Source organism: Clostridium sp. AM27-31LB (genome assembly GCF_003480745.1).
In the GTDB taxonomy this organism is placed as follows: Bacteria; Bacillota; Clostridia; order Lachnospirales; family Lachnospiraceae; genus Butyribacter; species Butyribacter intestini.
Genome location: NZ_QUJS01000004.1, coordinates 45,251 through 70,360, shown reverse-complemented (window position 1 = coordinate 70,360; position 25,110 = coordinate 45,251). Strand labels below are relative to the sequence as shown.

Sequence of the window (25,110 nt, the reverse complement as noted above, 5' to 3'; positions counted from 1 at the left end):
CTTTCACACATAATCTATACTTTAACCATTCTGCTCCCTCATCAGCAGTTCAACATCTGTTCCTGACAGCTTTATTCCAAGTACCAAAATCCCAAGCAATACACTGCCGGCTGCCTCAGCCGCTAATATCACAGCAAATATGATATTTTGATAAAAATACGCCCTTATTATATAAGCCGCTGCAACTGCCGCAATAAATACAAGCATTAGTATGTTTCCGGCAAATTCGATAAGTATCATTTTACGGCTCCGTCCGTTCATCAGTTGTATTCCAAACTTGTCCTTATTTAATTCTATCTTCACAGTTATATTCAGCATAAATGAAAAGGCATTTGACACGGCTATCAATATAACAAACAAAAACAGGGTATTTACAAATTTTTCCGACTGATTTAAAAAGGTAATTATCGCAGGTGTTGAATTTACACAATATCCGACATTTAGATGATTATCTCTTAAAATCTCATTAATCTTTTTCTGGACTGCAAGAACATCTGCATTACTGCTGTCCGCACTCATAACTATAGTCCCATTGTCAAAATTAAAATAATTCATCTGCATAAAAAATTTCTGGCTTGAATTATGTGCATCATCTTTTATGTCAAAAATCGGCATTATAATATAATAATCAAGCAGACTCTTGTTGCCACCTCTCTGCTCAAGTGTCCTGTCCGATATAAATTCTGCATTCTTCTTTAAAAAACCTGTTATCTTTGCCTTTCCAAATCCTTTTATCCCGAATGTCTCTCCAAGCTTATAATATTTCTCATATTTATTTCCTAAAACTACAGGAAATGTCTTTTGTTCAAAGTTATATATGAAATCTTTTTTATTAAATTTTCTTCCCTTATCAAGCTGATTAAGATAAATATCGGACGCATTTTTATCCATCTGACATACTGCAAGTGAAATAATTTTTCTGCCGCTTTCTGACTCCTCAGGCTCATCAGCAAAATCAACATCACCAAAGCTCTCCTGTGCTGAAGTTGTAAACAGTCTGTAATCATTTTTCTTTAAATGCTTTTTTAATACATCAAAATCCACATCTGCACTGACTGATGACATATCAGCCCTCATATACATAAAATCTTTTTGTTTATCAATCTGTGCTATCGCATTTCTCACATTTTTATAAAAATCAGGCTGATTTTCATAGTGTATTGTATTTTTATCATCATTATTTTGCAATGTATAAAACTTATATCCCATTTTTTCATTTTCAACCCACTTCTGGGTATCGATATTTACATAATATGTACCTATTTCAATAAACAAAACAAAAAATACTACAAACTGTACTACCAGCATGGCATCATGAAATCTTAACGCTCTAATGCGTCCGTATTTAAATGTCCTGCACAAATTTATATAAGTAAATACTATTCCTGTCAGAAATATCAATAAAAAAACGATGATTATCACTGACATATTCATTTTTTTAATTATCCCCAAAAATCTTGCAGCCATTGTGAGCAGCGAACCTGCCACACTTCCAGCCAACACCGCAGTCCCAAACTCCGATATAAGATTTATGGCTATCTGAATCTTTGATGCTCCCATTATCCTTCCGGCTTCGATAAAATCAAATCTGCAATGAAACCAATAACTGAAACCTATTATAAATGATATAAAAAATGAAACCGTTATCTCACCATATATCAGTCTGACTTTCTCAGTTAAATAGCTGACTTCAAGATAATTTGAAATTATCATCAGCACGCACAAATCAAGAAGCATAACAACAAGAAACAATATAATACTTCCCTTAGATAATTTATTTCTTATTTTCATCCACAATCTCTCCATCCCTGATTTCTATTATACGGTTACACTGTCCGGCTATCTTATTGTCATGCGTAACAATAATAACCGTTTTTCCGCTCTCATTCAGTTCTTTTAAAACTTTCATAACATTTCTTCCGTTCTCCTCGTCCAAAGCTCCTGTCGGCTCATCCGCAAGTATTATCTCCGACTCTTTCACTACTGCTCTTGCGATTGCAACTCTCTGTTTCTGACCTCCCGACAGTTGGTTAGGATAAGCCTTTATCTTACTTTCTATCTCAAAATATCTAAGTGTCTCAGTAACCTTTTTTCTTATCTCACTTTTCTTTCTTTTCTGATATTTAAGAGGTAATGCAACATTCTGATATACATTTTTATCATCTATCAATCCGAAATACTGAACTATAAAACCAATCTTATTTTTGCGAAACTCCGTTGCAACACGCTCCTTAGAAAAATCCATTTTATTGTTTTTATAATAATATTCACCTCCGTCCGACCTCATCAGACTGCCAATTACATTTAACAAAGTAGATTTTCCAGAACCGCTTTTTCCTATTATTGCCACAAGCTCTCCCTCATCTATCTTAAGAGAAATATCCCTCAATGCAGCAACCTTTCCGTCACCCTTTCCAAAGTTTTTTGTAATATGCTCTAATCTTAATAATTCCATGCCTTTTCCCTCCCTTTTTATAAAGGCATATACATAGTAAAATTTGTCATACCATATATACGCCTTATATCCAAACTATAATTATCTCTATAATCTATCTTTATTCTATAGCTTCAAAATCACTGAGCAAGATATGCACTTAAATATTCATATTTCCATGCTGCCTCCGGAGAATTTGTCGTTGCATATTTTTTACTTTGAAAGAATTTCCTTTTTGAAACAACTTTAGTTTTTTCTTTTGTATTCGACAATACAGCTTTAAAATATGATTCACCTGCATCGAGCTCTGAATAGTGCACATTTCTTTCCTTTACAACTGATAAATTTAAAATACACTACTTATCCTTCTTAACCATCTGCACAAGTCTCTTAGGCATCTTTGGTTCAAAAAACATATAACAGCTTGCACTTGTTGCGTGTTTTACTGCTATACGTTCTAAAAATTCTTCAAGCTTTTTTTCAAACATCTTCTTCACCTCCTCTGTATATATTGTTCCGAAACAATTACACCTTAACATATTAAAAGCTTCTTGTGTAAAATCATGTCTAAATGGTCGTATTTTATGCTTAAATGGTCAAATTTTAATGAATTTTGTCAATTTACCGGTATTTTTACCACTGCTTTTACTGTATTTTTATCCTGTGTTATTGAAAAAGTGCCACTAAGTTTTTTAACATTTTCTTTCACACTGCTTAATCCAATTCCATGTACTTTAGACTCTTTTTTGCTACTCTTCTCAAAGTCAATTTTATCGCACCCCACACCATTAAGTACTTTTATATTTAAACTTTCAAATATATAAGAAATATTAATCTCAAAATATTTTTCTTCTGTCTGCGCTGTCGCCCTTATTGCATTATCCAATAGATTACCCAAAATCGAAGACATTAGTAAATTATCAATCTGTAACCCCTTTGGAATATTGATATTATATATCGGATGTATGCCCTGCCCCTGTGCATACATTAGTTTTGAATTTACTATCGCATCTATTCCAACATATCCACTTTCAACATATATTGACTGTCTTTTTAATTCACCTATCTCTTTATTCACAATCTCTGCTATATGCTTATACTGCTCTTTCTCCAATAATTCTCTCATATATATAAGCTGGTTTTTATAATCGTGCAGTCTTTTTCTCCACATATCAAAAGTTGTCCGTTCCTGTTCCAATGAGTTATACAAAATTTCACTATGTAATGCCACAAGTGCCATTTCTTCATCTTTGTTCCGATTATCTTCAAACATAAAAATGCTGAATATTACTAAAATATACATAAATATCAATATTGCCATCATAACCATTTGTAAGAAAGAAATTCCATCTTTTTTTAGACTGTCACTATACATATATAATGCTAACATTATTATTCCTGAAGACAAAAGTGTTATTATTACGACACTGCTTCGCCGTAATGCCCTTACATCTTTAAAGCATATTTTTATTGCAAATGCTAAAATAGCTTTAGATAAAAATACCAACACTATTCCAATAAGACGGTATTTTGTTTCCACTAAAAAAATGCTTAAAGGTTTTTGAAAAACATAAGCCACAATATATGATACTACATCTTCTAAAAACAGCATTGAAAGTATATCTACTATCTTTGCCAGAATTATTCTGTCATACTTTTTTCTATATGTAAAACACAATCCGATAAAGCTTATTGACTGTGCTATCAGAAATTTATTTACCGAAAAAATGGCAGCTCTATCCGCAAAGATTACAAATATAAACTGACTTATCACTGTCAACCCTGCAATTTTCTTCCTTCTTTTATCAAACCTTTCTCCCATAAAAGCACTTACAAATACAATCGAAAAAAATGGCTCCATCAACGATGAAACCAAGTTTAATAAATCACACCAATTATTTATAGTCATCGTCTATCCCCCCAATAATCTATCACAATCTTTTCAACTTCTGTCTTTTTTCGTCTTGATATTTGAAATATTTTATCCTGTTCAAGACCTATATCTCCTTTACTCATAAATCTTATATGCCTTAATCCCACTACACACCCACTATTTACCTGAACAAATGCGTCATCTTTTTCTTCTACTATTTTTCTTAGTTCTTTAATTTTATATTTAGTAAAAAAAACACACCCGTCTGCCAGATACACATTGCACCTTCTGTTTTCCATCTGATAATACAATATTTCACTTGTTTTAATATGATAATTTCCGTCAATCGCTTTTATTAGAATATACTCATTCTTTTTTGTATCAACATTGTTGCAGGCAGCAATAAGAGCATACAATAATTCTTCCTTTATAAATTCTTTTCTTATGTATCTAAGTGGTGCAAATTCAAATGAACTGTAAACATATTCATCATGTCCAGTAAGAAAGATAATTACAATATCCAGCTTATTTTGCCTTATGTATTTTGCTATATCAAGACCTGACATCTTAGGCATATCTACATCAATTATCAGTATATCACTCTCAAGTTCACGATTATTTATTCTTTCCATCAGATAATCCGTATCAGTATATGTTATCACTTCTACAGGATATGGCAGTCTTGTTTTTATTCTCTCTATTTCATCTTGCGTTCTTTGTAAGCTTTCAACTTCATCATCACAAAGTATTATATTAACCATTACCTCTCCTCTTTTACACTTAAATTTAAAATTTCTATCAATTTTTGAATTATAAACATAAACAACACACAAATGTTAAATATTACTGCCCATGCCACACTTTTAATTTTAAAATAAATCCCCATAAATATTAAAGCAATATCAACAATTATGATTATATTTACTATTTTTTTATTATAATTTTTATCTTTTAATGCTGGCATAAACAGACATATTATCGACATTATAAACCATATAAGCAATATTCTATTTTCATATAATTTATATATTTTACATCCCAAAAACATAATTGCCAAATACATACTTATTGATATCGTCATGCACACATATTTATTTTTAAAATGAAAACCGCCCAGATTTCTTCTAAGCATTATAAAAAATATAATAAACATAACAAAGCTCTGAATATTACGAGTAAATATACTTATGAGAAATGTTATCACAAGCAACATTGCATTATACAATATAACTTGTATTGCATATTCATATACATCCCTTTTCTTATAATCCATGAGCAATTTGTTCCTGTACGCCCAAATCACAAAATCATCAACCAAATATTCAATCATAATAATCCTCATTTCTGAATAATTTCCTGCTAGATAAATACCATATAAGTTATTTATTCCCGCAAAAAAATAAATAATGGTAAATTTCTATAACTTTTTATTTATTGGATATTATATTACATTCACATGATAATTTGTAAAATCATGCTTAAATGGTCGATTTTAATGCCTAAATGGTTATTTTACCGTCCATCTATCAAAACTTCCTTATTTCTAAACGCAAAACCGTAATGATGGATATTTTCTTTATCTACTCCACGATTTATCAGCTCTGCATCATAGTTTTTTTCCTCTATCTGTTTTAAAGCAGCTTCTACAGTTTCTTCAAGTGAATTTTCTTTTCTTGGATTTATCACCTTAAACTCTATAACAATCCCCGGATATTTTTTACTCTGTTTATCTTTTGGTTCAAGCATTATATCATAGCGTCCGAAACCGCTCTCACGGTTTGAAGTTATGATATAGTTTTCTGACTGGTCTACCATAAGTCCTAAAACAAAGCCGTGGTAGAAATTCTCAGGTGCTTTTTTCTCAGATGTATGTTTTCCTGAGTCAAATGAACTGAATGTTCGTAATGCTACATCATTCATATACTCATTCATACTTTCTATATCTCCGGTTATAAGTGCCTTTATGAATTCATTTGTCTCACTTTTTGCCGGACTGAACCATCTGAGTATCATATCCTCAAACATAACCTGTATTTCCAAATTTGTAAGTGCAAGTGTATATCTGCGTGCTTTCCTGCGATTTCCAACAAGCGGTTCTGCTGATACCACTTTGAGATACCCACTTGCCAGCATAAGGCTCCATACAGCATCTTCTGAATAATCAAGTTCTGAAAATACTATCTGTTCATCTATCGGTACATTGATTGTTTCTCCTTTAAGAAGCATTTCCATCATCGTTTTTATATATGAACTGCCTGTTTTTACTAAACTATTTATCAATCCATTTGAACTTGAGTCTGCCCAATATGTTTTAAAAGTTTTAAATTTTAATAAATTTATTATCGACCACGGATTGTAAATATCTTTTTTATCTCCAAAAGTAAATCCGTCATACCACTTTTTAACTTCTCCCTTTTTATCTAAAATTCCATGTTCATCAAGTGCATTAAACACTTCTTCTTCCGTAAATCCAAATGCTGTCTCGTATTGATTTGATGTAGTTGTAACTACTACAAGATTATTCAAATCAGAAAAAATACTTTCTTTAGACACCCTTGTTATACCTGTCATTATCGCTCTTTCAAGATATGGATTTGATTTAAACACTGCATTAAACATACTCCTTGTAAATGCAACAAGTTCTTCCCAATATCCGTTTACATATGCTTCCTGCATAGGCGTATCATATTCATCAAGAAGTATTATTACCTTTTTTCCATAATATCTGCTCAAATAATTTGAAAGGTCAACTATTGCTTCCTGTGCAATAACATCGCTCATATCATAACTTATATTATTAAAATTTTCTTTTTCCTTGTCCGTAAGACCGTTCCATTTTCCGATAAAAGCATACTCCTGATATAAATCAAAAATTATCTTTTTTATCTTCTCTATTGTCTCTTTATAAGTTGTCTGCTTTATTTTTGCGAAACTAAAAAATATCACCGGATATGTTCCCTGAATTTCACGATACTTCTCATCTTCCCATATCTCAAGTCCCTCAAACAACTCTCCTCTGTCTGCATATTTATTTGAGAAAAAAAATTTTAACATACTCATATTTAATGTTTTTCCAAAACGGCGTGGTCTGGTTATAAGAGTGACCTCATCTTCATTTTCCCACCATTCCTTTATAAAACTCGTTTTGTCTACATAAAAACAGTTACGCTGTATCATTTTTTCAAAGTCCTGATTTCCTATACTTACCGTTCTTGCCATATAATCCTCCTTCTCATTATCTCTTATAACCAGATAATGGTAATTACGAAACTAATTATATGTTATGCTAATTACACAGACTATGATAGTTTCGCAAATATCTATACAAACAAATAACATTTCAGCAATCCACAACATTAGTTATATAGCAATATAGTAACATTGAAGATTAATAAAGTAAAGCGGAAACAGGCAGTATAGTAAAGCGGACATTCGCAATCCGCTTTGCTACCTGCTCATAACACTAATGCAAAAGGCACATCAAACATAATATGCCTGATGTGCACTACTCCTATTTTACTATTTTGTAATATGCCCTCGATGTCACCTTAAATACAAGATAATAGATAACGGCAAATACTATTATCGTGGCTGCCAGACATCCTGCAAACAATTTTTCATTATTAAGATTTAGCATTTTAAGAATTCTGTTTACCATCGGAAATGCCGCTGTCACATGAACCGCTGCCGCAAATATCGGAAGAACAAATACTATCCTTATCTGTGATTTTATCGTATCTTTTACTTCCCTGCTGCTCATTCCGACCTTTTCAAGTATCTGGTAACGCTCTCTGTCGTCATATCCCTCTGTAATCTGTTTGTAGAATATTATCATTACCGTCACTATCAAAAACATTGTTCCGAGGAAAATTCCAAGGAAGAAAAGTCCACCATATAAAAGATAAAAATTCTGCTCATTTTCCTGTCTGCTCTCAACCCAATATGACGAAATTTCCTTTTTGTCATTTTTATTTTCCTTAAAATACTTCTTGACTACATTGTCTATCTTTTTATAAGCCGCTGCTTTCTGCTTTTTATTTCCGGATTTAAAATCAAACCTGATTTTATTTGTATAGTAATTTGCCCCCTTTCCAAGCATTTTTTCCTGCATATCATATAATTCCTGCACACTTTCATCATTATCAAGAATTATATATCCCAATCCATTAAGTGTGCTTATCATATATAAATCATTATCTTCCGTATGTTCAAAGCTTTTATTAACTTTATAATTCTTACCAAATATTTTTATATCTTTTTTATCGTATTTTTTATTTAAAACAACTACTGCCTCACCCTTTGAAATGTTCCCTATTTTATCTTTAAAACTACTATCCTTTTTGATGAAATCATCTTTTGAAAGTATATAAAAAAGATATGAATTCTGATATGATAAATGTTCTTTATCAGTTGTAAAATCATCTCCCTTTTGCCCTACAAAAACTGATAAATACGAAAACGCTTTTTTATTTTTTACTTCCGCACTATCAATTTCATCAAATATGGCTTTTTCTATTTCACTGCTTTTGTCAATTACACTGTTATAGTCAACCGTGACACATACATCATTAGGATACCTTGCCATAAGTTCATCCTGTATTCCGACATACATACTCACCGTAGTTGATATTACTACAAGCACCATTGTTGAAAGAATACATATACTTGCAAGTCCTGCCGCATTCTGTTTCATTCTGTAAAGCATACCTGAAACTGCCATAAAATGTCTCTTATTATAATAAAACTTTTTATTGTTTCTAAGTAATTTTAACAATGCGATACTTCCCGCCGTAAATAACGCAAATGTTCCGATTATAACCAGCAGCACGGCAACAAAGAAAAGCGTAAGTACATTAAGCGGATTCTCAGTTGTTATCGCTATATAATAAGCTATTGCAAGGCATACCACTCCAACTATTGTCATAAAAATCTTTGTTTTTGGTTCTCTCTCACCTACATTTGTGCCGCGAAGAAGTTCAATAGGATTTGCCAGTTTTATCTGCATAAAATTGTATAAAAATGTCAGCAAAAATAATATTCCAAATGAAACTACACATAAAATAATTCCGTGTATATTAACAAAAAATTCTACTGTCTTGTGTATGCCTATAATTCCATATAAGACCATAAGGATAAATTTAGAAAATGCTATTCCCACGATAATTCCGCATACCAGAGAGATTATTGCAGAATAAATAGTTTCTACAAAAAGAACCTTTGATAAATGTCTTTTTTCCATTCCGAGAATATTGTAAACACCTATTTCTTTTTTCCTTCTTTTGATGATGAAACTGTTTGTGTAAAACAAAAATATATATGAAAATATTACTATAATTCCGACACCAAGTCTGAATATGGTTGCAAGACTGTCTGCCCCCATTATTTTATTAAGTCCTTTATTGTCACTTAAAAATGACATCATATAGAGCATTGCAACCGTAATTATACTTGAAATTATATATGGTATATAAAACGGTTTGTTATTAGACAGATTTGTCTTTGCCAGTTTAAAATATAATTTACCCATCTGTGATTACTCCCTTTTTTAATTCTTAATCGTTCACTTTGTCTCCTCCGGTTGTAAGTACCGTCAGCGTATCAGAAATCTTTGCATAAAGCTCCTCATTTGACAGACCACCTCTGAATATCTGATGAAATACTTCACCATCTTTTATAAATAAAATCCTGTTTGCATGGCTTGCCGCCTTTGTGCTGTGCGTTACCATAACTATCGTCTGACCGTTTTCATTTATCTCATTGAAAAGTCCTAAAAGGTCATCTGTTGCCTTTGAATCAAGTGCCCCTGTCGGCTCATCAGCAAGTATAAGTTCCGGCTCTGTTATAAGTGCCCTCGCCACTGCCGCCCTCTGTTTCTGTCCGCCGGAAACCTCATACGGATATTTCTCAATTATCTGTTCGATACCAAGCATTTTTGCTATCGGACGAAGTTTAGTTTCCATCTCATTATGTTTCTTTCCCGCAAGCACGAGCGGAAGATATATATTGTCTTTAAGTGAGAAATTGTCTAGCAGGTTAAAATCCTGAAAAACAAAGCCTAGATGCTCCCTCCTAAATGCAGAAATTTCCTTTTCCTTGACCGTTGAAAGATTTACTCCGTTTAAAAGCACATTGCCAGCTGTAGGTTTATCAAGTGCCGCCAAAATATTTAACAATGTTGTTTTTCCTGAACCGGACTCTCCCATAACTGCAACATACTCACCTTTGTCTACGGAGAAATTGATATTCTTAAGTGCCTGAACCTGATTGCCCCCAAATCTTGTAGTGTAAACTTTCTTTAAATTAGAAACTGATAATATTTCCATGACTTCCACCTTTCTTATAACAAAGCTTTTTAAACATTTGCGAAACTATCATAATCCGCAAGTCAAAATGATATTCGCAATTCGCATGACTTGCATTGCTTTCTGTTCTGATATTATCCTAACAAAAAAGAGAAATGTCTGCTATCGAAACAGCTTACATTTCTCTTTTATTTCTTACATTTTTGTAAGATACACTCTCACTTTTGTTCCTTTTTTCTCCTCCGACTCTATCTCCAATCGGTGTCCAAGTTTATCTGCTGCCTGTTTGCACAGATAAAGTCCGATACCGGTTGATGTTTTATTTTCGTGTCCGTTATAACCTGTATATCCTTTCTCAAACACTCTCGGTATGTCCTCTGCACTTATGCCTATGCCCTCATCTGCAATCTCAACAAAAATTATCTTGCTTTTACTTTCTTTTTCAACTCTTTTTTCAATTCTGTGAAAAACATTTTCACAATTTTTATATTTTAGTTCTTCTTTATCAACATTATTTAACGCATCTGTTTTTAATGTGTTCATTCCAATACTAATTGTTATGCTTCCAGACTTGGTGTATTTAACCGCATTTGATAAAAGCTGCTCTATTATAAATCCAAGCCATTTTTCATCACTCACTACTGTTATGTCAGTCCCATCATAATTCATGGCAAGTTTTTTTCTTATAAATATCTTTGCATATTTTCTTATCGACTCTCTTATCACTTTGTCCAGTTTTACTTTTTCAAGTACAAAATCATTTGTTTCTGATTGCACACGCTGGTATTGAAGTGCCATTTCCGTGTATTGTTCTATCTGAAAAAGTTCATTTGACAATTCTTTTTTTAATTCACCAAAACCAAGATATATCTTTTCTAATTCATCCTCTTTGTTATCTGTATCTATATATTCAGTGTCTAATCCGGTGGCATTTATACTTTCTTTATATTCATTCTTTAATTCGACAGCATTTATATTTTCTTCACTTTTATTTTCGTTATCGGCTGCAAATTCAGATATATCAGTCTGCAATAAAAGACGCATTGCTGCTATCGGTGTCTTTATCTGATGCACTCACATCCCGTAATATTGCAGCATTTCACTGTCTGCCTTATCTTTGTCAGCTTTTATTTCTTTGCGGCTTATTATCTGATTTTCTATAATTTCCTGATACAACTGCTCTACGCTGTCTGAAGTCTCAGGCATATCCGACTGCTCATCAATGTCAAGCATTGATGTTCTTTTAAGCTTATTATATTTGATAAGATAATTTATAAAGCCAATGAAAAAGACTACTATAAACACCATACTTTCAAGAATAATTCCATATATACAGTCATTTTGTTTCATTCCTGAAAGCCGCATAAATACCATTTGAAATAATATAAGGACTGCACAAAAAACAACCCATAATACATTTGTCTTTATATATGATACAAATATCTTCATAATATTTTCCATTCTAATCTGGTACAGTGAATAATTGATACATTGAATACACCTGCACTTTCGATAGTACATTTATGCTCAATTTATCAAAGATTTAATTTAGTTTATATCCAAGACCCTTCTTTGTCATTATAAAATCATCAAGACCTATTTCCTTAAGTTTTTTTCTAAGCCTGTTCACATTGACTGAAAGTGTATTTTCATCTATGTAATCATCACTCTCCCAGATTTTTGCCATAAGGTCATCTCTTGATACTATCTTTTCCTTATTTTCCATAAGGGTCTGTAAAATCTTAAGCTCATTTTTTGTAAGCTCTATTTGTTCATCTTTATAGTTAAGTGTCGCATCTGTAAGATTAAGTATCGCATCTCTGTGTGATATAACACTGCTGCCCACCGAAAAGTCATAACTTCTTCTTATAAGTGCCTGTATCTTTACCGTGAGCACATCAAGGTCAAACGGCTTTGAAATAAAGTCATCTGCCCCCATATTCATAGCCATAACTATGTTCATGTTATCGGATGCCGATGATAAAAACATAATAGGAAGTTTTGAAACTCTCCGTATCTCACTGCACCAGTGATAGCCATTGTAAAATGGAAGTTTTATATCCATAAGAACAATGTGCGGTGAATAATCGGTAAATTCTCCCATAACATTTGACAAATCCGCTGCTATATGTACATCATACTGCCACTGTTCCAAATGTTTTTTAACCGTCCCTGCTATAATATCATCATCTTCAACAATCATTACTCTATACATTTTTTAAGACCTTCTAAAACATCTTCATAATGCTCCATAAATACTCTGTGATGCTTCATTGCAAAATCAACATCCCCATTTTTGACCGACTGCTCAATATCCGCAGCCTCCTCATGGAGTTTTTGAGCACCTATTGTAAGACTTGTTCCCTTGACCGCATGAACTTCAATCTGGTAATCTTTCCAATTTTGATTTTTAAAGTTCTTCTCAATAGAAGCTGTCATCTCCCCCTCGACAAACTCCCCGACAACCTCCTCAAAAAGTTCCTCGTCATCTCCACAGTACATAATACCGGTTTCAATGTCAATCTCCGGAAGTATGCTTTCAATCTTTTCGATAAATGTCATAATTTTTTCCTCCTGTCACTTAATCTATAATACTGTTGTTATATTTTTATCAGCTCAGCACCCAATAAATGCTCAACTGTATTTCTCAATTTTAATCTTTCCCCCATATGTAAAAAGAGTGTGGCAAAACCACACTCTTTTTATATTAACCGCAATCAATAAAAAAATCAACTTCTTATATCATTTTATCTACTTCACCAAGCACTTCATCCATAATATCCATCGCTGCCCTGAGTTCATCCTCTTTTATGATAAGCGGAGGTGCCACGATTATGCAATTTTCATGTGAATATGTAGAAAATCCTTTTTTCTTAAGTGAACCGATTATCTTACCCATTGTATTGTCCGGGTCTGAGTTGTACTCAACAAGCGGTTCTTTTGTTGCCTTGTCCTTTACAAGTTCAAGTGCTGAGAACAGTCCCTTGTAACGGACATCTCCTACACATGGATGCTTTCTCTTTAATTCCTCAAGAATTTCTCCGAGTATCTTGCCCATTGCCTTTGAATTTTCAACAAGTTTTTCCTCTTTATATACATCAAGTGTTGCAACACCTGCCGCACATGAAAGTGGATGTCCAGAATATGTAAGTCCACAGAGAAGTTTGTGGTCATCAAAATATTCTGCAATCTTCTTTGACACGATTACACCTCCGAGCGGTGCATATCCGCAGGTTACACCTTTTGCAAATGATACAAGGTCAGGTTTTACATCCCAGTTCTGGAATGCAAAATACTCTCCCGTTCTGCCCCAGCCCATCATGACTTCATCACATATCATCATTATTCCGAACTCGTCACATATATCTCTTATTCCCTGAAGATAACCGTCAGGAGGAATGATACATCCGTTTGAACCGGTAATTGTCTCACATTCGATAGCTGCTACCGTTTCAGGATTTTCATAGATTATCTGCTCTCTGAGTTTTGCAAGATAATATTTTGTTGCCTCTGCTTCTGACTTAAATTCTATAGGCTCTCTGTAGATATATGGGTCGAAGAATTTAATATATCCGGATACGCCGTTTGTCTCACAGTTAAATCTTCTAGGTTCACCTGTAAGATTTCCTGCACCCATTGTTGAACCGTGATATGAACGATAACGGCTGAACACCTTATTTCTTCCCGTATAAAGCCTTGCTATCTTCAATGCATTTTCATTTGCATCTGCACCGCCTAATGTAAAGAATACTTTTCCCATATTATCAGGTGCAAGCTCAATAATCTTTCTTGCAAGCTCTGATTTTACATCAACGGCATAACCAGGTCCGATAAACGGCAGTTTGTGAGCCTGCTCTGCTATTGCATCTGCAACTTTCTCATTGCCATAACCAATATTTAAGTTTACAAGCTGTGAACTCATATCATAATATTTATTGCCGTCGGCATCATAAAAATAAATTCCCTCAGCTTTTGTAACTACCATCGGGTCAAGTGTTCCCTGAACACTCCATGAATGTAATACATGCTCTTTATCTAATGATTTAATCTCTTCCTTTGTCATATCTCTCATAATATACCTCTTTTCTGCACAAATCTTGTACCCTTAACTTTTATTTCCACAAAGCATCATATATTTTTAATACATCATCTTTTGTAACATCTTTAATTGTATTTCCGGGACTTCCGCTTGCCAGTGCATCATCCGCCATCTTATCAACAGATGCGAAGAATTTTTCCCTGTCAACTCCATATTCCTCAAGTGTAGGAATTTCACAGACTTTGCAGATATTTTCAACAGCATCCAGAAACTTTTCTGCCGCTTCTTTGTCACTGTCCGTCTCTGCCGCAACCTTAATGGCTCTGCCAAGGTCTGCAAATCTTTCGTATGCTCCGTCAAGTGCAAATGAAAAACATTCTTTCATAAGCATTGCATTTGACATTCCATGCGGCACATGAAACAATGCACCTATAGGTCTGCTCATTCCATGAACTATCGTAACTGATGAGTTGTTGATAACAACCCCTGCCTCAAGTGCCGCAAGTGCCATCTGCTCTCTTGCTTCTTCGTTACTTCCGTCATTGTATGCAATCGGAAGATATTTGAAAATCCTCTTTACTGCAGATACTGCAAATGTGTCCGTAAGCGGCTGAGCCTTTCTTGAAGTGTAACCCTCTATCGCATGGGTGAGTGCATCGAGTCCCGGTGCCGCTGTCACCGATTTAGGTGAGGTCAGTGTAAATGTATAATCAATAATCGCAACATCAGGCATTAGCACCGGCCCTTTGAGTAGCATTTTTATATCCTTCTCACTGTCTGTGATAATAGTAAACCATGTCGCTTCTGAACCTGTTCCCGCCGTAGTCGGAATAGCTATCATCGGCGGTACTTCATTTGTAATAATCTTTCCCATATAATCAGGAATTTTTCCTGGGTTTGTGACAAGTGCTGCAATAGCCTTCATTGAGTCAAGCGGACTGCCACCGCCAAGTCCTATAAGAAAATCGCAATTTTCTTCTTTATAAACTTTTAAGCCGCCCTCAATCATCACATCAGTAGGCTCTCCGGTTATATCTGTATAAATGGCATATTCTATCGACAATTCATCAAGAATTTTTGTTACTTTTGCGACATTCCCGACTTTCTCCATAACTTTACCGGAAACGATAAGTGCTTTCTTTCCGGCTTTCTTAAAAACATCTTTTGCATCATTTAATGCTCCGGCACCTGAAATAATCTGCTTAGGCATAACAAAATTACTGCTCATCTTATCCCTCCATTCATTTATTCTACATTTAAAAAGCAGACAACTAAGGCATTTATCGTTACTCAACCGCCTTTGGTCGTCTGCTTTGTTTTTGTTGAACATATAATATCATCATGTCAGATAGTTTCATATAGCCATAATATACAAAGTATTTTGCACCGATTTGTTCACTATGGACAAATCATTTTTTCACCTTCAAAATCAACACTGCCTGCCACACCAGACCTCAATCATCCCAGATAATGCATTATCTTAAATGCAAGCCGCAGATTAAACTGTACCGTCACATCTTTAAGGTCTATATTCATTATCTCCTCTATTCTTTTTATGCGATACTTCACGGTATTTCTATGCACATAAAGAGCGTCGGTTGCCGCCGCTATATTGCAGCCCTGTTCCAGAAAAACCTCCAATGTGTGAACCATGTCACTCCCATTTTCATCGTCATATTGCATAATTGCTCCAAGTGCCTCCGTCAAAAGATTGCGAAGCACCTTATCATCGGACAGATTAAAAAATATCCTGTATATTCCTATCTCATCATAATATCTGAGATTTCCCGTCTCACCATCTGTCTTTATAACTTTGTTCGCTTTTCTCGCTTCTGTAACACTCTTTTTAATAGAATCTGCTCCAATAAATACTTTTCCTATTCCCATGCTTACAGAGACATTTTTTCTGCTGTATCTGAGATTTTCCTCAATTTCCTTTCTCTTCTGACACATCAGCTTATGAACCTTATCACCGGCTTCAAGCTCGATAACCGCCGCCACTCCATCTTCCTCTTTCAGGTAAAGAAGCTGGTTCTGCCTGACAAACGACATTCTGACTGCCCTCAAAAGCTGTTCCGATATATCGTCATTTTTTGAATTAATGGAACTATTTTCATTCTTACTTTCACCGTTTTCATTAACCTTCTCAACAGATTTTATCTGACTGCTGTTATCTTCCGCCTCAACACTCACATAAACGGCGATATGCTTCTTCTCTGCATTATATTTAAAAAGCTCTATTCTCTCCAATGCTTTCTTTTCATCTTCATAAAGAAGTTCCGTCATAAATTTTTCAACGGATTTGTTTGTCTCCTCTTTACTATATTTATCATAATAAATCTGTGAAATTATCTCCGAAACATGAATTTCATAAGGTAGTGACAGCAGCGGAAGATTAAGCTCATTGGCAAGCTCGATAATATCATCCGTCACTTCCTTAATATATGGTCCAACCTCAAGCACAACACCAGCCACCTGTTTTTTTGACAGCTCACATATTGCTTCTGTCAGATCCCTTTTCACATCACGAAAAGCAACACCACTCACAAAAATGAGTTCTCCTCTCTTGACCCAGTCCTGTGCCTCTACTATCTCAACGACATGAGCACCCGAAATCTCCCTGCCAAGAATAGACTTGCCTGCAAGAAGCTTTGCCTTTTCCAGTCCCTTAAGTTGAAATAATTCATCGTATGTCATTCTTTACTGTCCTCCATGCATCAACTTACTTAAATTTTTCTGTCTATTCCTTATTCATAAAACGATCCCATTCCTGCGTATCGTGATTTGCTTTCACTACAAGCAGATACGAAAATTCCTCATATTCTATCTCAAACTCATAAACATTTTCACCCGCAATTTCATCCCTCTTAACCGTTGCTTCAAGCATATATTTATCTGCAAGCAGGTCAAATGTCTCCTGATACTTATCTACAGGAATTATCTCGTCAGGTATCTCCCTCTGGAACACACCATCGGCATTGTAAACTTTCACTCCCTCTTTAACAAATGAAGTAACTACTCCGTCCTGAAGCTTCAATACAAGGTCATTTGTACGCATCTCACGAATATCCCTGTTACAGGAATTGTCAGCAGCTATCATAACATTGTCAAGATATAAAAATACATGACCGCTTTTAATCTCTATCCCACTTATATGAGCCTCATCAAAATTAAACTTTTCAAATTCATCAACTGTTCTAAAATTCATCGTATTTCCTCACTTCCTTATATTATGTACTCCCGGTATCTTCTGAACGAAAAGTTTCGAGAGTACATATATTATCTGAAAAAGGGACACCCAAAAGATGTCCCTCTGTCTATACACTATGTATATAGCACTCAGTCTATTTATAATCATCAAGATGAACAACAACATCTCCGAGGTCAATAGAGTTTCCACCAACTGAAGCTGTAGACACCTCTTCTTCATCCTCTGATTCATCCTCGCTAAATTCAATATTTATATCGCCGTTGTCAATCATAGACTGGAAAGCCTCAACTGCTGTCTGTGCAATATCGTCATCCTCGATAGGTTCAAAATTAGGATCTCCGTCCTCATCCTCAAAATATCTAAAGATAAGCACCTCTCCCTGACCGCTCTCAATAGCTTCCTCATCCTGTTCCATAGGCATAAGCACGGCAAATTCATAATCAGGATACTGCTCCTCAAGCTGAAAAACAGCCATAACTGCTGCTTCTACTTCGTTTCCCTCCTCATCATTGAGAGTGATAACTGCTACTTCCTCACCATTGTTGTTAAAAAATAAGTTTGCATTTCTATCGTTCATAATAATCTCCATTTCTTCACTTTTTATAAATAGTCCCTTGCATCACAATGTTAAACTATATCAGAAGTATATCATATATGTATGGCGAAAAACAATAAAATACTGATTATTTAATGAAATTTAGTAACAGTTCAGCCATAAAAATATAATCGGCAATATCTAAGCCTGCTCATTGTATTGCTGATTATATTATGTATCATCCTATTTATTCATTATTTTTTCTTCTAAGCTCATCACGCTGCTTTTCTGCAATAAACTTTTCGATACCAAATGGCTGCCTAAGGCTCTTGCATCCGACAACAGTCCTGCCGTCCTCAAGGCTCTCCTCCCTGACAACCTCTCCTATAAATACCATCGGAATACGCTCCTTACCACCATGATAAAAAACTGCTTTTATCTGCTGCCCTACCCAGCCGACAATTCCATCTATTTCCTCACTTCTTATAACAAGCGAAAATCCGCCTATACTTACATCCTTAAGTATAGCTTCCGTAGTCACATTGATACTTGCTAACTGTGCGTTGACATAACTCCCCACATATACTCTGAAATCATCTCTCCTGTTTACCTGAATACCCTCTTTATCACAAAGGACTATATGATATTTTTTATTGTCGAGCATCGTTATCCCTACCTCGACATTTATATACTTCTCCGGTAATGGTTCAGTTTCGACAACTATATTCTTAATAATATCATTATTTGAAAAATTTAAAATCTTATCATCATGCTTAATCGGCTCAACTATTATATGACCTTCACCTGCCTGGACAATGCTCGTATCAAACTCAAGTGTATTAAGACCTGCACTTGCTGTCAGATGAACTTTTGCACCACTCTGCATCTCACTTAATTTTTTTCCCATCTCTCGTTCCTCTCTAAAGTCGTTTTCCCCCTATCAATACAATTTTAAACCAGCACAAATATTTGTCAATGATTTATGCCGGCTTTACACAAACTTTTTTCGGAACGATACTATCGGTTAATCTATGTCTGTGATGCGACTGATGGAATAAAATTAAACAGATGCAAAATAAAGGTACACATCATCAAGTGTAGGCAATGTTTCTGCAAGTTTAAAAATATTTCCGTCAAATTTTTCTCCAATAACCCTGATACTTATACCCTCCTGACACTGACGCATATTGCTTACCACATAATCCTCCTGTATCTTTTCAATCTCACCGAGATTACATACAAATTCCCTCACATATGGTTTCACATCGTCAAGCCAGACCTCCGGAGTTTTACACCCTACTAACTGTCCTTTTTTCATAAGTACGATTTCATCGGCTACACACTCTACATCGCTTATAATATGCGTCGCAAGTATAACAATCCTGTCAAGAGCCTCCTTTGCTATAAGATTTCTCATGGCAATACGCTCATTCGGGTCAAGTCCCGCAGTCGGTTCATCAAGAATAAGCAATGATGGATTTCCGAGAACAGCCTGTGCAAACAACAGCCTCCGTTTCATACCACCTGAAAGCTGTGAAAATTTCTTTTTCATATGTTCCTCTAAATGCACCTGTCTCAGTAAGCGTAATATCTGCTCTTTCACCGAAGGTTCTTTTAACGACAACCCCTTTAGGACAGCCATATACTCCATAAATTCCTGTACTCTCATACCGGGATACCCGACTGACTCCTGCGGCATATAACCTATCCTTTTTCTATATTCTTCGGGAGCAAGTCTTATATCCTTTCCATCAGCAAGTATAACTCCCTCATCCTGTACGAGATTACATGACAATATTTTTATCAGTGTCGACTTTCCTGCACCGTTCTCCCCAAGAAAACCATACAGACCGTTTTCCATATGTAATGAAAAATCATTTAGCGCAACAACATCTTTATATCTTTTAACAATATTTTTTATATCTAATACCATTTTACTCACCATCCCATAACATTTAAACAGATATTTGCAATCCGCTCTGCCTGCTATTTGCTCATAACATTATCAGCGGAAGCGTCATCAATATCCAGCTTATCGCAACTGTCAGTATCTTTCCGTGCACAAGTTTCTGAACCACCCTTACTGCCATACCTGAAACTGCCAGATATACGGTTCTTATGACATAACTTAAAAATGTCACCTGTCCTATACTCAAAAATTCTATATTTTTAAGTGCTCTTATACTCGCCGCAGAAGCACCCATATCCCCCACTTGATATGCCCTTGACACCTGAACTATCCACGGTACATAAATGATAACTGCCACAATAATTCCATATATGACATTTAATATCATCTTTCTTTTATTTATGCTTTTTAGTCCGTATTTTGTCGAACGGCACAACACATCTGTCCCATACCATTCCTCCATTCCCCACATTGAAACAGAGATAAGAACTACAACTAAAACACCTAAAATATCACACCATCTAAGATAACTTCCTGGTATATTCCTGCCAAGCAGCATAAGATAACCTTTTTCATATACAATATGTGCATTTTTCTTGGTTTTAAGGTACTTTGAATAATCTATGATTTTTTTCAGCGGCTCCATTTTTTCAAGTTCATCTGATGCCGCTTTTGCCGCAAGTTCAGTATATTTGTCACCGTTTAATTCCAAATCTTTCTCTAAATCTTCCAGTTTTTTATAAGCATCAGAAAGTTTAATACATTTCTTATCCGTGCAATTTCCATGATATTTGATGACATATTCACGATAATAAAAATCAGAAGAAGCAGATAAATTCTCCTGTGGCGGATAATAAAATACAAACACTGCCACAACAGCAAAAAACAGAATTGCCAGACCTCCTCCATATTTTAAACTCTTAACACTTTCAAAATAAATAAGAAACTTTTTTAATCCGTTTGTGCCTTTTTTATTTTTCTCCAGAGTTCTTACCTGAAAAGACACACCCGCTGATGCACTGCTTATATTAAATATCACAGCAAGCATTGCTACAAACAATATAAGTGCATATATCAGCCATGCCGTCATATAATCAACAGGCTTCTCAAAAAAATTCAAAGCATTATACCCGGACATAAGCATCTGCTGGTCAACACATCTCAACGGATTAAAATAACTAAAAAATGCCATATTACCTGAAAGCGGTATTTTTAACATCAAAAACAACAACGCTGCCGAAATGATAATCTCACTTAAAAATGTCAAAACCGGAGTTTTTATTATTTCTGCTATAAGAAAAAACAGAGTATATAAAAATATAAATCCTATTATCTTAAATATAATAAAAAATACAGTATATAAAGCTATCGTAAACTCTCCCGCAACTGCCTGATACCCCCGCACGGATTGTATCAGTGCACCCCAGCTTGAAAAGCCATACTCTCCTGTATATATAATAAGTTTTATCAAAACCGATAATCCGGTCAAAAAACATACAAGACAAAGACCCACGACCCACTTTGCAAATGTTGTTTTTTTAGTTCCATTTACCGAACCTGCAAGCAGACATCCCATACTTGTCTCACTCTCAATAGTAACAATCCTAAACACTATAAAAAGCACCATAAATGCTATTACAAAGTCCGTAGTATCAGTCTGCATAAACAGTTCAATACCCCTTGAAGCTGAATATCTGACCTTTGATGCGTCAAGTTTCTTATAAAGTTTCTTACACTTTGCCCTTACCCTGCTTTGAAAACTATCCTGTTTTTCTGCCAACAGCCCTCCGCTTGAACCATTTTTAAGATTATCAAGATAATTCTTATAACTTTTTATATTTTCAAGTTCCTCAAGTACAGTCTTATTTGCAGCATAAGAACCCGAACCAGTATTCAGACTTTTTTCCTGTTCCTTTTCAAGTTTCTTAACTGCCTTATTTATGTCGGTTTCATATATGCTTTTTGAGATACGGCAGTAGTCCTTTGGCTGACACTTCGCTGCATCCTGCACATTTACCGCATTATAATAAGATATAAAAAACGACAATAATAATATTGCAATAATAATTCGGCAAAAAACATCAAATTTGCACACCTTTTTAAATTCCTGCTTTATCAAACCCATAATAAAATCATCCCCACATTGACTTATACTTCTTCACACCTGTAATATCACCTTTAACAAAATCGTAAAGTGCGATATATGAATACTCCGTTTTCTCTCCCTCCGCATTTGACAGATAAACTTTATCCTCATAAACGGCACAAAGGATATAATCTCCCTGTGCTATTATGTTCATCTCGTCATTTGATGTATCATATCTTAAATAAGTTCTCTTTTTTGTCTTTTTATCATATGACATAAAATACGCATACTGTTTATCCGTGCTTTTTACAGGTATAAGGTTGTCACCGCTTATCTTTTGAGTCTCTCTGGTATTTTCATCATAATATAAATTGTCTTTTCCCGTATTATAAAATAATTTTCCTGAAACATATAAAAGCGTATTATTATTTCCATAACCGTCTAACGAAACTTTTTCTTTTCCTGATTTTACATCAAGACCTTTAACAAATTTCCGACTGTGCTTTCTTTCATAATACTTGTCAGACTTATGTTTCAGAACATCTGAATTAGATACATTTGAGCACACATAAGACATATATAATGTATCTTTTCCCATAACCATTCCGTCAAACGAAAAACCGTATGCTTTTGTCTCAAAATAAACATTGCCCTGTTCACTGCCAATATCATATTTGTATATTCCAAGTGTAGTTTTAGAAGCATCATCAGTATAATTTTTATACATATATGCAATATATACCGTATTGTCATGATACAAAGCCTCAAAAATATAGTTTGCCTTAGGAAGTTTAACAAGTTTTTTCCTGTTTTGTCCCTCAAGATCTTCACTATATAATGAATAATCCTCACCTGTATCCCCAGCACCGATATAATAAATTTTATCACCACGCTTTGCAAACCCTGTGGTGTTTATATTATCTACATATGCCCCACATTCCTCTGTTCTCGACTTTTGATGCTTACAATTCGGTCTTGCACAAATAAGTCCGTCTTCATTTGCAGTATTAGAGCAAAATCTCATATAATTGTCATCTACATACAATATACCATCTTCAAAATACTGCTCTGTATAACCGGTAATGCTGTCGTGCAACTGAGCCTTTTGCTCAGATTTTTTATTATCCGTACTTTTCCTGCTGCCAAAGTTTATCTTAACCACGACACACACTAATGCAATTACAACAATACCAACTGCCACAAACAAAAATTTATTATTTTTTCCCGTTCTGTTTTTCAACTTTATACTCCTCCACCTGTGCACTTAACTCTTTTACTAGTCGCTCTGACTTCTTTGTTATTTTTAATTTTATATCATTATACATCTTTTTGCCGAAATCTGCTTTTTGCCAACAGTCCTGATACATTTCTAGTAATTTTGTATAAACCGACAACTCTTTCTTTAAATTACTATAATCCGGATTAAATCCAGCAATAGCCGACTTTACCCTAAGTTTTGATGAAAGACACTTCTTTTTATATACCCTCATATCTGTTGCTTTTGCACCTTTCAGCTGAAAAGTTCCATCACTAAGACCAATCGCCGCAGGCTGATATATAATACCGTTTTTCACTTTATCCTCATCCACAAATCCGTCTGCATCAGTGAGTTTTGATTTATCCGCGTCACCCCATAACAGGATATTTGCAAGGTCATCATCAGTACGCAATGCCTTAAGAAGCAATAATGCCTTATCTTTCTTATCAGAATTTGCACATACAGCAGTTCCAATACCTATATCATTTGAAACTACAAATTTTCTTTTCTTATATACCATATCTGCATTGCCGCTGTCATCCGCAACATTAAACATCATTGCAAACTTACCTGTGTCATACTGTTTTGTCTCATTATCATCTGTCACACTGTAATCATCCATACCATGTTTAATATACTTCTTAAGATAACATTTATGCAAAAATGATAAATACTCATAAAATCCTTTCGTATTAAAAGGATTAGTTATCTCCCCTGTTTTCACATTATAAAATAGTCCGTCTTTATATGTATAAACTTCTCTTGAAGTCATATCCTGAAAAGAATTTATTGAAGGAAAGCCTAAAATCTTAGCAGCATCTTCCTTAAGCTTAAGTCTGTCCATTATGCTAAGTAACCCTGCCCATGTTCCATTCCATGACTCTATCTTATCCTGAGATATATACTTTTTATTAAAACCAATCACATTTGATGGTGTATATGACATATTTTCATTTGGCAGAAAATAGTTCTTATTATCAATCTTTGCACAGTCCCATATTTCCTTATCGTAAAGCTTATATACTGCATTGCCATCAGATGATACAAGCCACTTTTCCAAAGGATAAAAATATCCTTTCCTGATAAATTCTGTCATCTCGCCGGGATAATCTTCATATTCCCACCCACAAAATGCAATATCCGTCTTTTTTTCTTTGATTGTTTTCTCCAATGCACTATGATATTCTTTCGGACTGTTTTTTACATAATCATTTTTAAGATAATTAAATCTGACAGAAACATCATAACCTTTCTTATACAATGCTTCATTTAGCTTTTTTACATTATCTTCAGGTACTTTTGCCCCCTCCTCAAGAGTCCACACAACCTCATTGTCTGATGTCTTTTTATCAGACTTCAAAGGGGCTGTCTTGCTGCCAGCCCCACTTGAATTACATGAAGTTAAAATAAGTGCAGATATTAAAAAAACTGCTGCTAATTTCTTTTTCATATATTAATTACTC

General features: G+C 34.6%; 24 protein-coding genes. All 24 read right to left on the bottom strand.

The window, feature by feature from the left end; all coding sequences use genetic code 11:
• Positions 1-21: 21 nt before the first annotated feature.
• Positions 22-1,791, bottom strand: a complete 1,770-nt coding sequence (locus DW721_RS07495) for a hypothetical protein (protein WP_118745360.1) — start codon at positions 1,789-1,791, stop codon at positions 22-24.
• Positions 1,775-2,455: an ABC transporter ATP-binding protein gene (locus tag DW721_RS07490; RefSeq protein WP_118745359.1), complete on the bottom strand. Its 681-nt coding sequence runs from the start codon at positions 2,453-2,455 to the stop codon at positions 1,775-1,777. The genes DW721_RS07495 and DW721_RS07490 overlap by 17 nt, the downstream gene beginning before the upstream one ends.
• A 119-nt stretch (positions 2,456-2,574) precedes the next feature.
• Positions 2,575-2,754: a hypothetical protein gene (locus tag DW721_RS07485; protein ID WP_118745358.1), complete on the bottom strand. Its 180-nt coding sequence runs from the start codon at positions 2,752-2,754 to the stop codon at positions 2,575-2,577.
• 36 nt (positions 2,755-2,790) lie between these two features.
• Positions 2,791-2,922 carry a cyclic lactone autoinducer peptide gene (locus DW721_RS07480; protein ID WP_118745357.1) on the bottom strand — a complete coding sequence of 44 codons (132 nt, stop codon included), beginning with the start codon at positions 2,920-2,922 and terminating at the stop codon, positions 2,791-2,793.
• A gap of 128 nt (positions 2,923-3,050) precedes the next feature.
• On the bottom strand, positions 3,051-4,343 hold the full coding sequence (locus DW721_RS07475) for a GHKL domain-containing protein (RefSeq protein ID WP_118745356.1): 1,293 nt from the start codon (positions 4,341-4,343) through the stop codon (positions 3,051-3,053).
• Positions 4,340-5,068: a LytTR family DNA-binding domain-containing protein gene (locus DW721_RS07470; RefSeq protein ID WP_118745355.1), complete on the bottom strand. Its 729-nt coding sequence runs from the start codon at positions 5,066-5,068 to the stop codon at positions 4,340-4,342. Before DW721_RS07470 ends, DW721_RS07475 begins: the two co-directional genes overlap by 4 nt.
• A complete protein-coding gene (locus DW721_RS07465) occupies positions 5,068-5,580 on the bottom strand; it encodes an accessory gene regulator B family protein (protein ID WP_182436258.1) in 513 nt (170 codons plus the stop codon). Before DW721_RS07465 ends, DW721_RS07470 begins: the two co-directional genes overlap by 1 nt.
• Positions 5,581-5,819: 239 nt before the next feature.
• Entirely contained in the window at positions 5,820-7,526 is a 1,707-nt protein-coding gene (locus tag DW721_RS07460) for an AAA family ATPase (protein WP_118745353.1), read from the bottom strand.
• A 292-nt stretch (positions 7,527-7,818) separates the two neighbouring features.
• On the bottom strand, positions 7,819-9,834 hold the full coding sequence (locus DW721_RS07455) for an ABC transporter permease (protein WP_118745352.1): 2,016 nt from the start codon (positions 9,832-9,834) through the stop codon (positions 7,819-7,821).
• Between the two features lie 25 nt (positions 9,835-9,859).
• Complete coding sequence (locus DW721_RS07450; RefSeq protein ID WP_022013718.1) at positions 9,860-10,630, bottom strand: ABC transporter ATP-binding protein; 771 nt, start codon at positions 10,628-10,630, stop codon at positions 9,860-9,862.
• 174 nt (positions 10,631-10,804) lie between these two features.
• Positions 10,805-11,683, bottom strand: coding sequence for a sensor histidine kinase (locus tag DW721_RS16680; RefSeq protein WP_118745351.1), 879 nt, complete (start codon positions 11,681-11,683; stop codon positions 10,805-10,807).
• Positions 11,684-12,058, bottom strand: coding sequence for a hypothetical protein (locus tag DW721_RS07440; RefSeq protein WP_118745350.1), 375 nt, complete (start codon positions 12,056-12,058; stop codon positions 11,684-11,686).
• A gap of 94 nt (positions 12,059-12,152) precedes the next feature.
• Complete coding sequence (locus tag DW721_RS07435) at positions 12,153-12,824, bottom strand: response regulator transcription factor (protein WP_055940708.1); 672 nt, start codon at positions 12,822-12,824, stop codon at positions 12,153-12,155.
• Positions 12,812-13,171, bottom strand: a complete 360-nt coding sequence (locus DW721_RS07430; protein ID WP_022013721.1) for an Hpt domain-containing protein — start codon at positions 13,169-13,171, stop codon at positions 12,812-12,814. The genes DW721_RS07435 and DW721_RS07430 overlap by 13 nt, the downstream gene beginning before the upstream one ends.
• Before the next feature lie 175 nt (positions 13,172-13,346).
• Entirely contained in the window at positions 13,347-14,681 is a 1,335-nt protein-coding gene (locus DW721_RS07425; protein ID WP_118499933.1) for an aminotransferase class III-fold pyridoxal phosphate-dependent enzyme, read from the bottom strand.
• 40 nt (positions 14,682-14,721) lie between these two features.
• Complete coding sequence (locus DW721_RS07420) at positions 14,722-15,876, bottom strand: iron-containing alcohol dehydrogenase (RefSeq protein WP_118745349.1); 1,155 nt, start codon at positions 15,874-15,876, stop codon at positions 14,722-14,724.
• 230 nt (positions 15,877-16,106) lie between these two features.
• Complete coding sequence (locus tag DW721_RS07415) at positions 16,107-17,345, bottom strand: PucR family transcriptional regulator (protein WP_118745348.1); 1,239 nt, start codon at positions 17,343-17,345, stop codon at positions 16,107-16,109.
• Between the two features lie 43 nt (positions 17,346-17,388).
• On the bottom strand, positions 17,389-17,856 hold the full coding sequence (locus DW721_RS07410; protein ID WP_055940695.1) for a hypothetical protein: 468 nt from the start codon (positions 17,854-17,856) through the stop codon (positions 17,389-17,391).
• 136 nt (positions 17,857-17,992) lie between these two features.
• Complete coding sequence (locus DW721_RS07405; RefSeq protein WP_055940693.1) at positions 17,993-18,436, bottom strand: DUF1292 domain-containing protein; 444 nt, start codon at positions 18,434-18,436, stop codon at positions 17,993-17,995.
• A gap of 205 nt (positions 18,437-18,641) precedes the next feature.
• Complete coding sequence (locus DW721_RS07400; RefSeq protein WP_055940690.1) at positions 18,642-19,301, bottom strand: PilZ domain-containing protein; 660 nt, start codon at positions 19,299-19,301, stop codon at positions 18,642-18,644.
• Positions 19,302-19,454: 153 nt separating this feature from the next.
• Positions 19,455-20,327: an ATP-binding cassette domain-containing protein gene (locus DW721_RS07395; RefSeq protein ID WP_182436257.1), complete on the bottom strand. Its 873-nt coding sequence runs from the start codon at positions 20,325-20,327 to the stop codon at positions 19,455-19,457.
• Positions 20,328-20,388: 61 nt separating this feature from the next.
• Entirely contained in the window at positions 20,389-22,428 is a 2,040-nt protein-coding gene (locus DW721_RS07390; RefSeq protein ID WP_118745346.1) for a hypothetical protein, read from the bottom strand.
• Between the two features lie 7 nt (positions 22,429-22,435).
• Positions 22,436-23,629: a hypothetical protein gene (locus DW721_RS07385; RefSeq protein ID WP_118745345.1), complete on the bottom strand. Its 1,194-nt coding sequence runs from the start codon at positions 23,627-23,629 to the stop codon at positions 22,436-22,438.
• The gene (locus DW721_RS07380; protein WP_118745344.1) at positions 23,604-25,097 is read right to left on the bottom strand and encodes a hypothetical protein; all 1,494 of its coding nucleotides are present in this window, start codon (positions 25,095-25,097) and stop codon (positions 23,604-23,606) included. The genes DW721_RS07385 and DW721_RS07380 overlap by 26 nt, the downstream gene beginning before the upstream one ends.
• Between the last annotated feature and the right edge of the window lie 13 nt (positions 25,098-25,110).

Coding starts and splice junctions, on each gene's coding strand:
- DW721_RS07450 (WP_022013718.1), bottom strand. CDS start 10,630: ATGGAAATATTATCAGTTTCTAATTTAAAGAAAGTTTACACTACAAGA.
- DW721_RS07410 (WP_055940695.1), bottom strand. CDS start 17,856: ATGAATTTTAGAACAGTTGATGAATTTGAAAAGTTTAATTTTGATGAG.
- DW721_RS07455 (WP_118745352.1), bottom strand. CDS start 9,834: ATGGGTAAATTATATTTTAAACTGGCAAAGACAAATCTGTCTAATAAC.
- DW721_RS07490 (WP_118745359.1), bottom strand. CDS start 2,455: ATGGAATTATTAAGATTAGAGCATATTACAAAAAACTTTGGAAAGGGT.
- DW721_RS07465 (WP_182436258.1), bottom strand. CDS start 5,580: ATGGATTATAAGAAAAGGGATGTATATGAATATGCAATACAAGTTATA.
- DW721_RS07400 (WP_055940690.1), bottom strand. CDS start 19,301: ATGGGAAAAAAATTAAGTGAGATGCAGAGTGGTGCAAAAGTTCATCTG.
- DW721_RS07430 (WP_022013721.1), bottom strand. CDS start 13,171: ATGACATTTATCGAAAAGATTGAAAGCATACTTCCGGAGATTGACATT.
- DW721_RS07415 (WP_118745348.1), bottom strand. CDS start 17,345: ATGACATACGATGAATTATTTCAACTTAAGGGACTGGAAAAGGCAAAG.
- DW721_RS07475 (WP_118745356.1), bottom strand. CDS start 4,343: ATGACTATAAATAATTGGTGTGATTTATTAAACTTGGTTTCATCGTTG.
- DW721_RS07395 (WP_182436257.1), bottom strand. CDS start 20,327: ATGGTATTAGATATAAAAAATATTGTTAAAAGATATAAAGATGTTGTT.
- DW721_RS07495 (WP_118745360.1), bottom strand. CDS start 1,791: ATGAAAATAAGAAATAAATTATCTAAGGGAAGTATTATATTGTTTCTT.
- DW721_RS07380 (WP_118745344.1), bottom strand. CDS start 25,097: ATGAAAAAGAAATTAGCAGCAGTTTTTTTAATATCTGCACTTATTTTA.
- DW721_RS07390 (WP_118745346.1), bottom strand. CDS start 22,428: ATGGGTTTGATAAAGCAGGAATTTAAAAAGGTGTGCAAATTTGATGTT.
- DW721_RS07440 (WP_118745350.1), bottom strand. CDS start 12,058: ATGAAGATATTTGTATCATATATAAAGACAAATGTATTATGGGTTGTT.
- DW721_RS07425 (WP_118499933.1), bottom strand. CDS start 14,681: ATGAGAGATATGACAAAGGAAGAGATTAAATCATTAGATAAAGAGCAT.
- DW721_RS07405 (WP_055940693.1), bottom strand. CDS start 18,436: ATGAACGATAGAAATGCAAACTTATTTTTTAACAACAATGGTGAGGAA.
- DW721_RS07470 (WP_118745355.1), bottom strand. CDS start 5,068: ATGGTTAATATAATACTTTGTGATGATGAAGTTGAAAGCTTACAAAGA.
- DW721_RS07480 (WP_118745357.1), bottom strand. CDS start 2,922: ATGTTTGAAAAAAAGCTTGAAGAATTTTTAGAACGTATAGCAGTAAAA.
- DW721_RS07435 (WP_055940708.1), bottom strand. CDS start 12,824: ATGTATAGAGTAATGATTGTTGAAGATGATGATATTATAGCAGGGACG.
- DW721_RS07420 (WP_118745349.1), bottom strand. CDS start 15,876: ATGAGCAGTAATTTTGTTATGCCTAAGCAGATTATTTCAGGTGCCGGA.
- DW721_RS07460 (WP_118745353.1), bottom strand. CDS start 7,526: ATGGCAAGAACGGTAAGTATAGGAAATCAGGACTTTGAAAAAATGATA.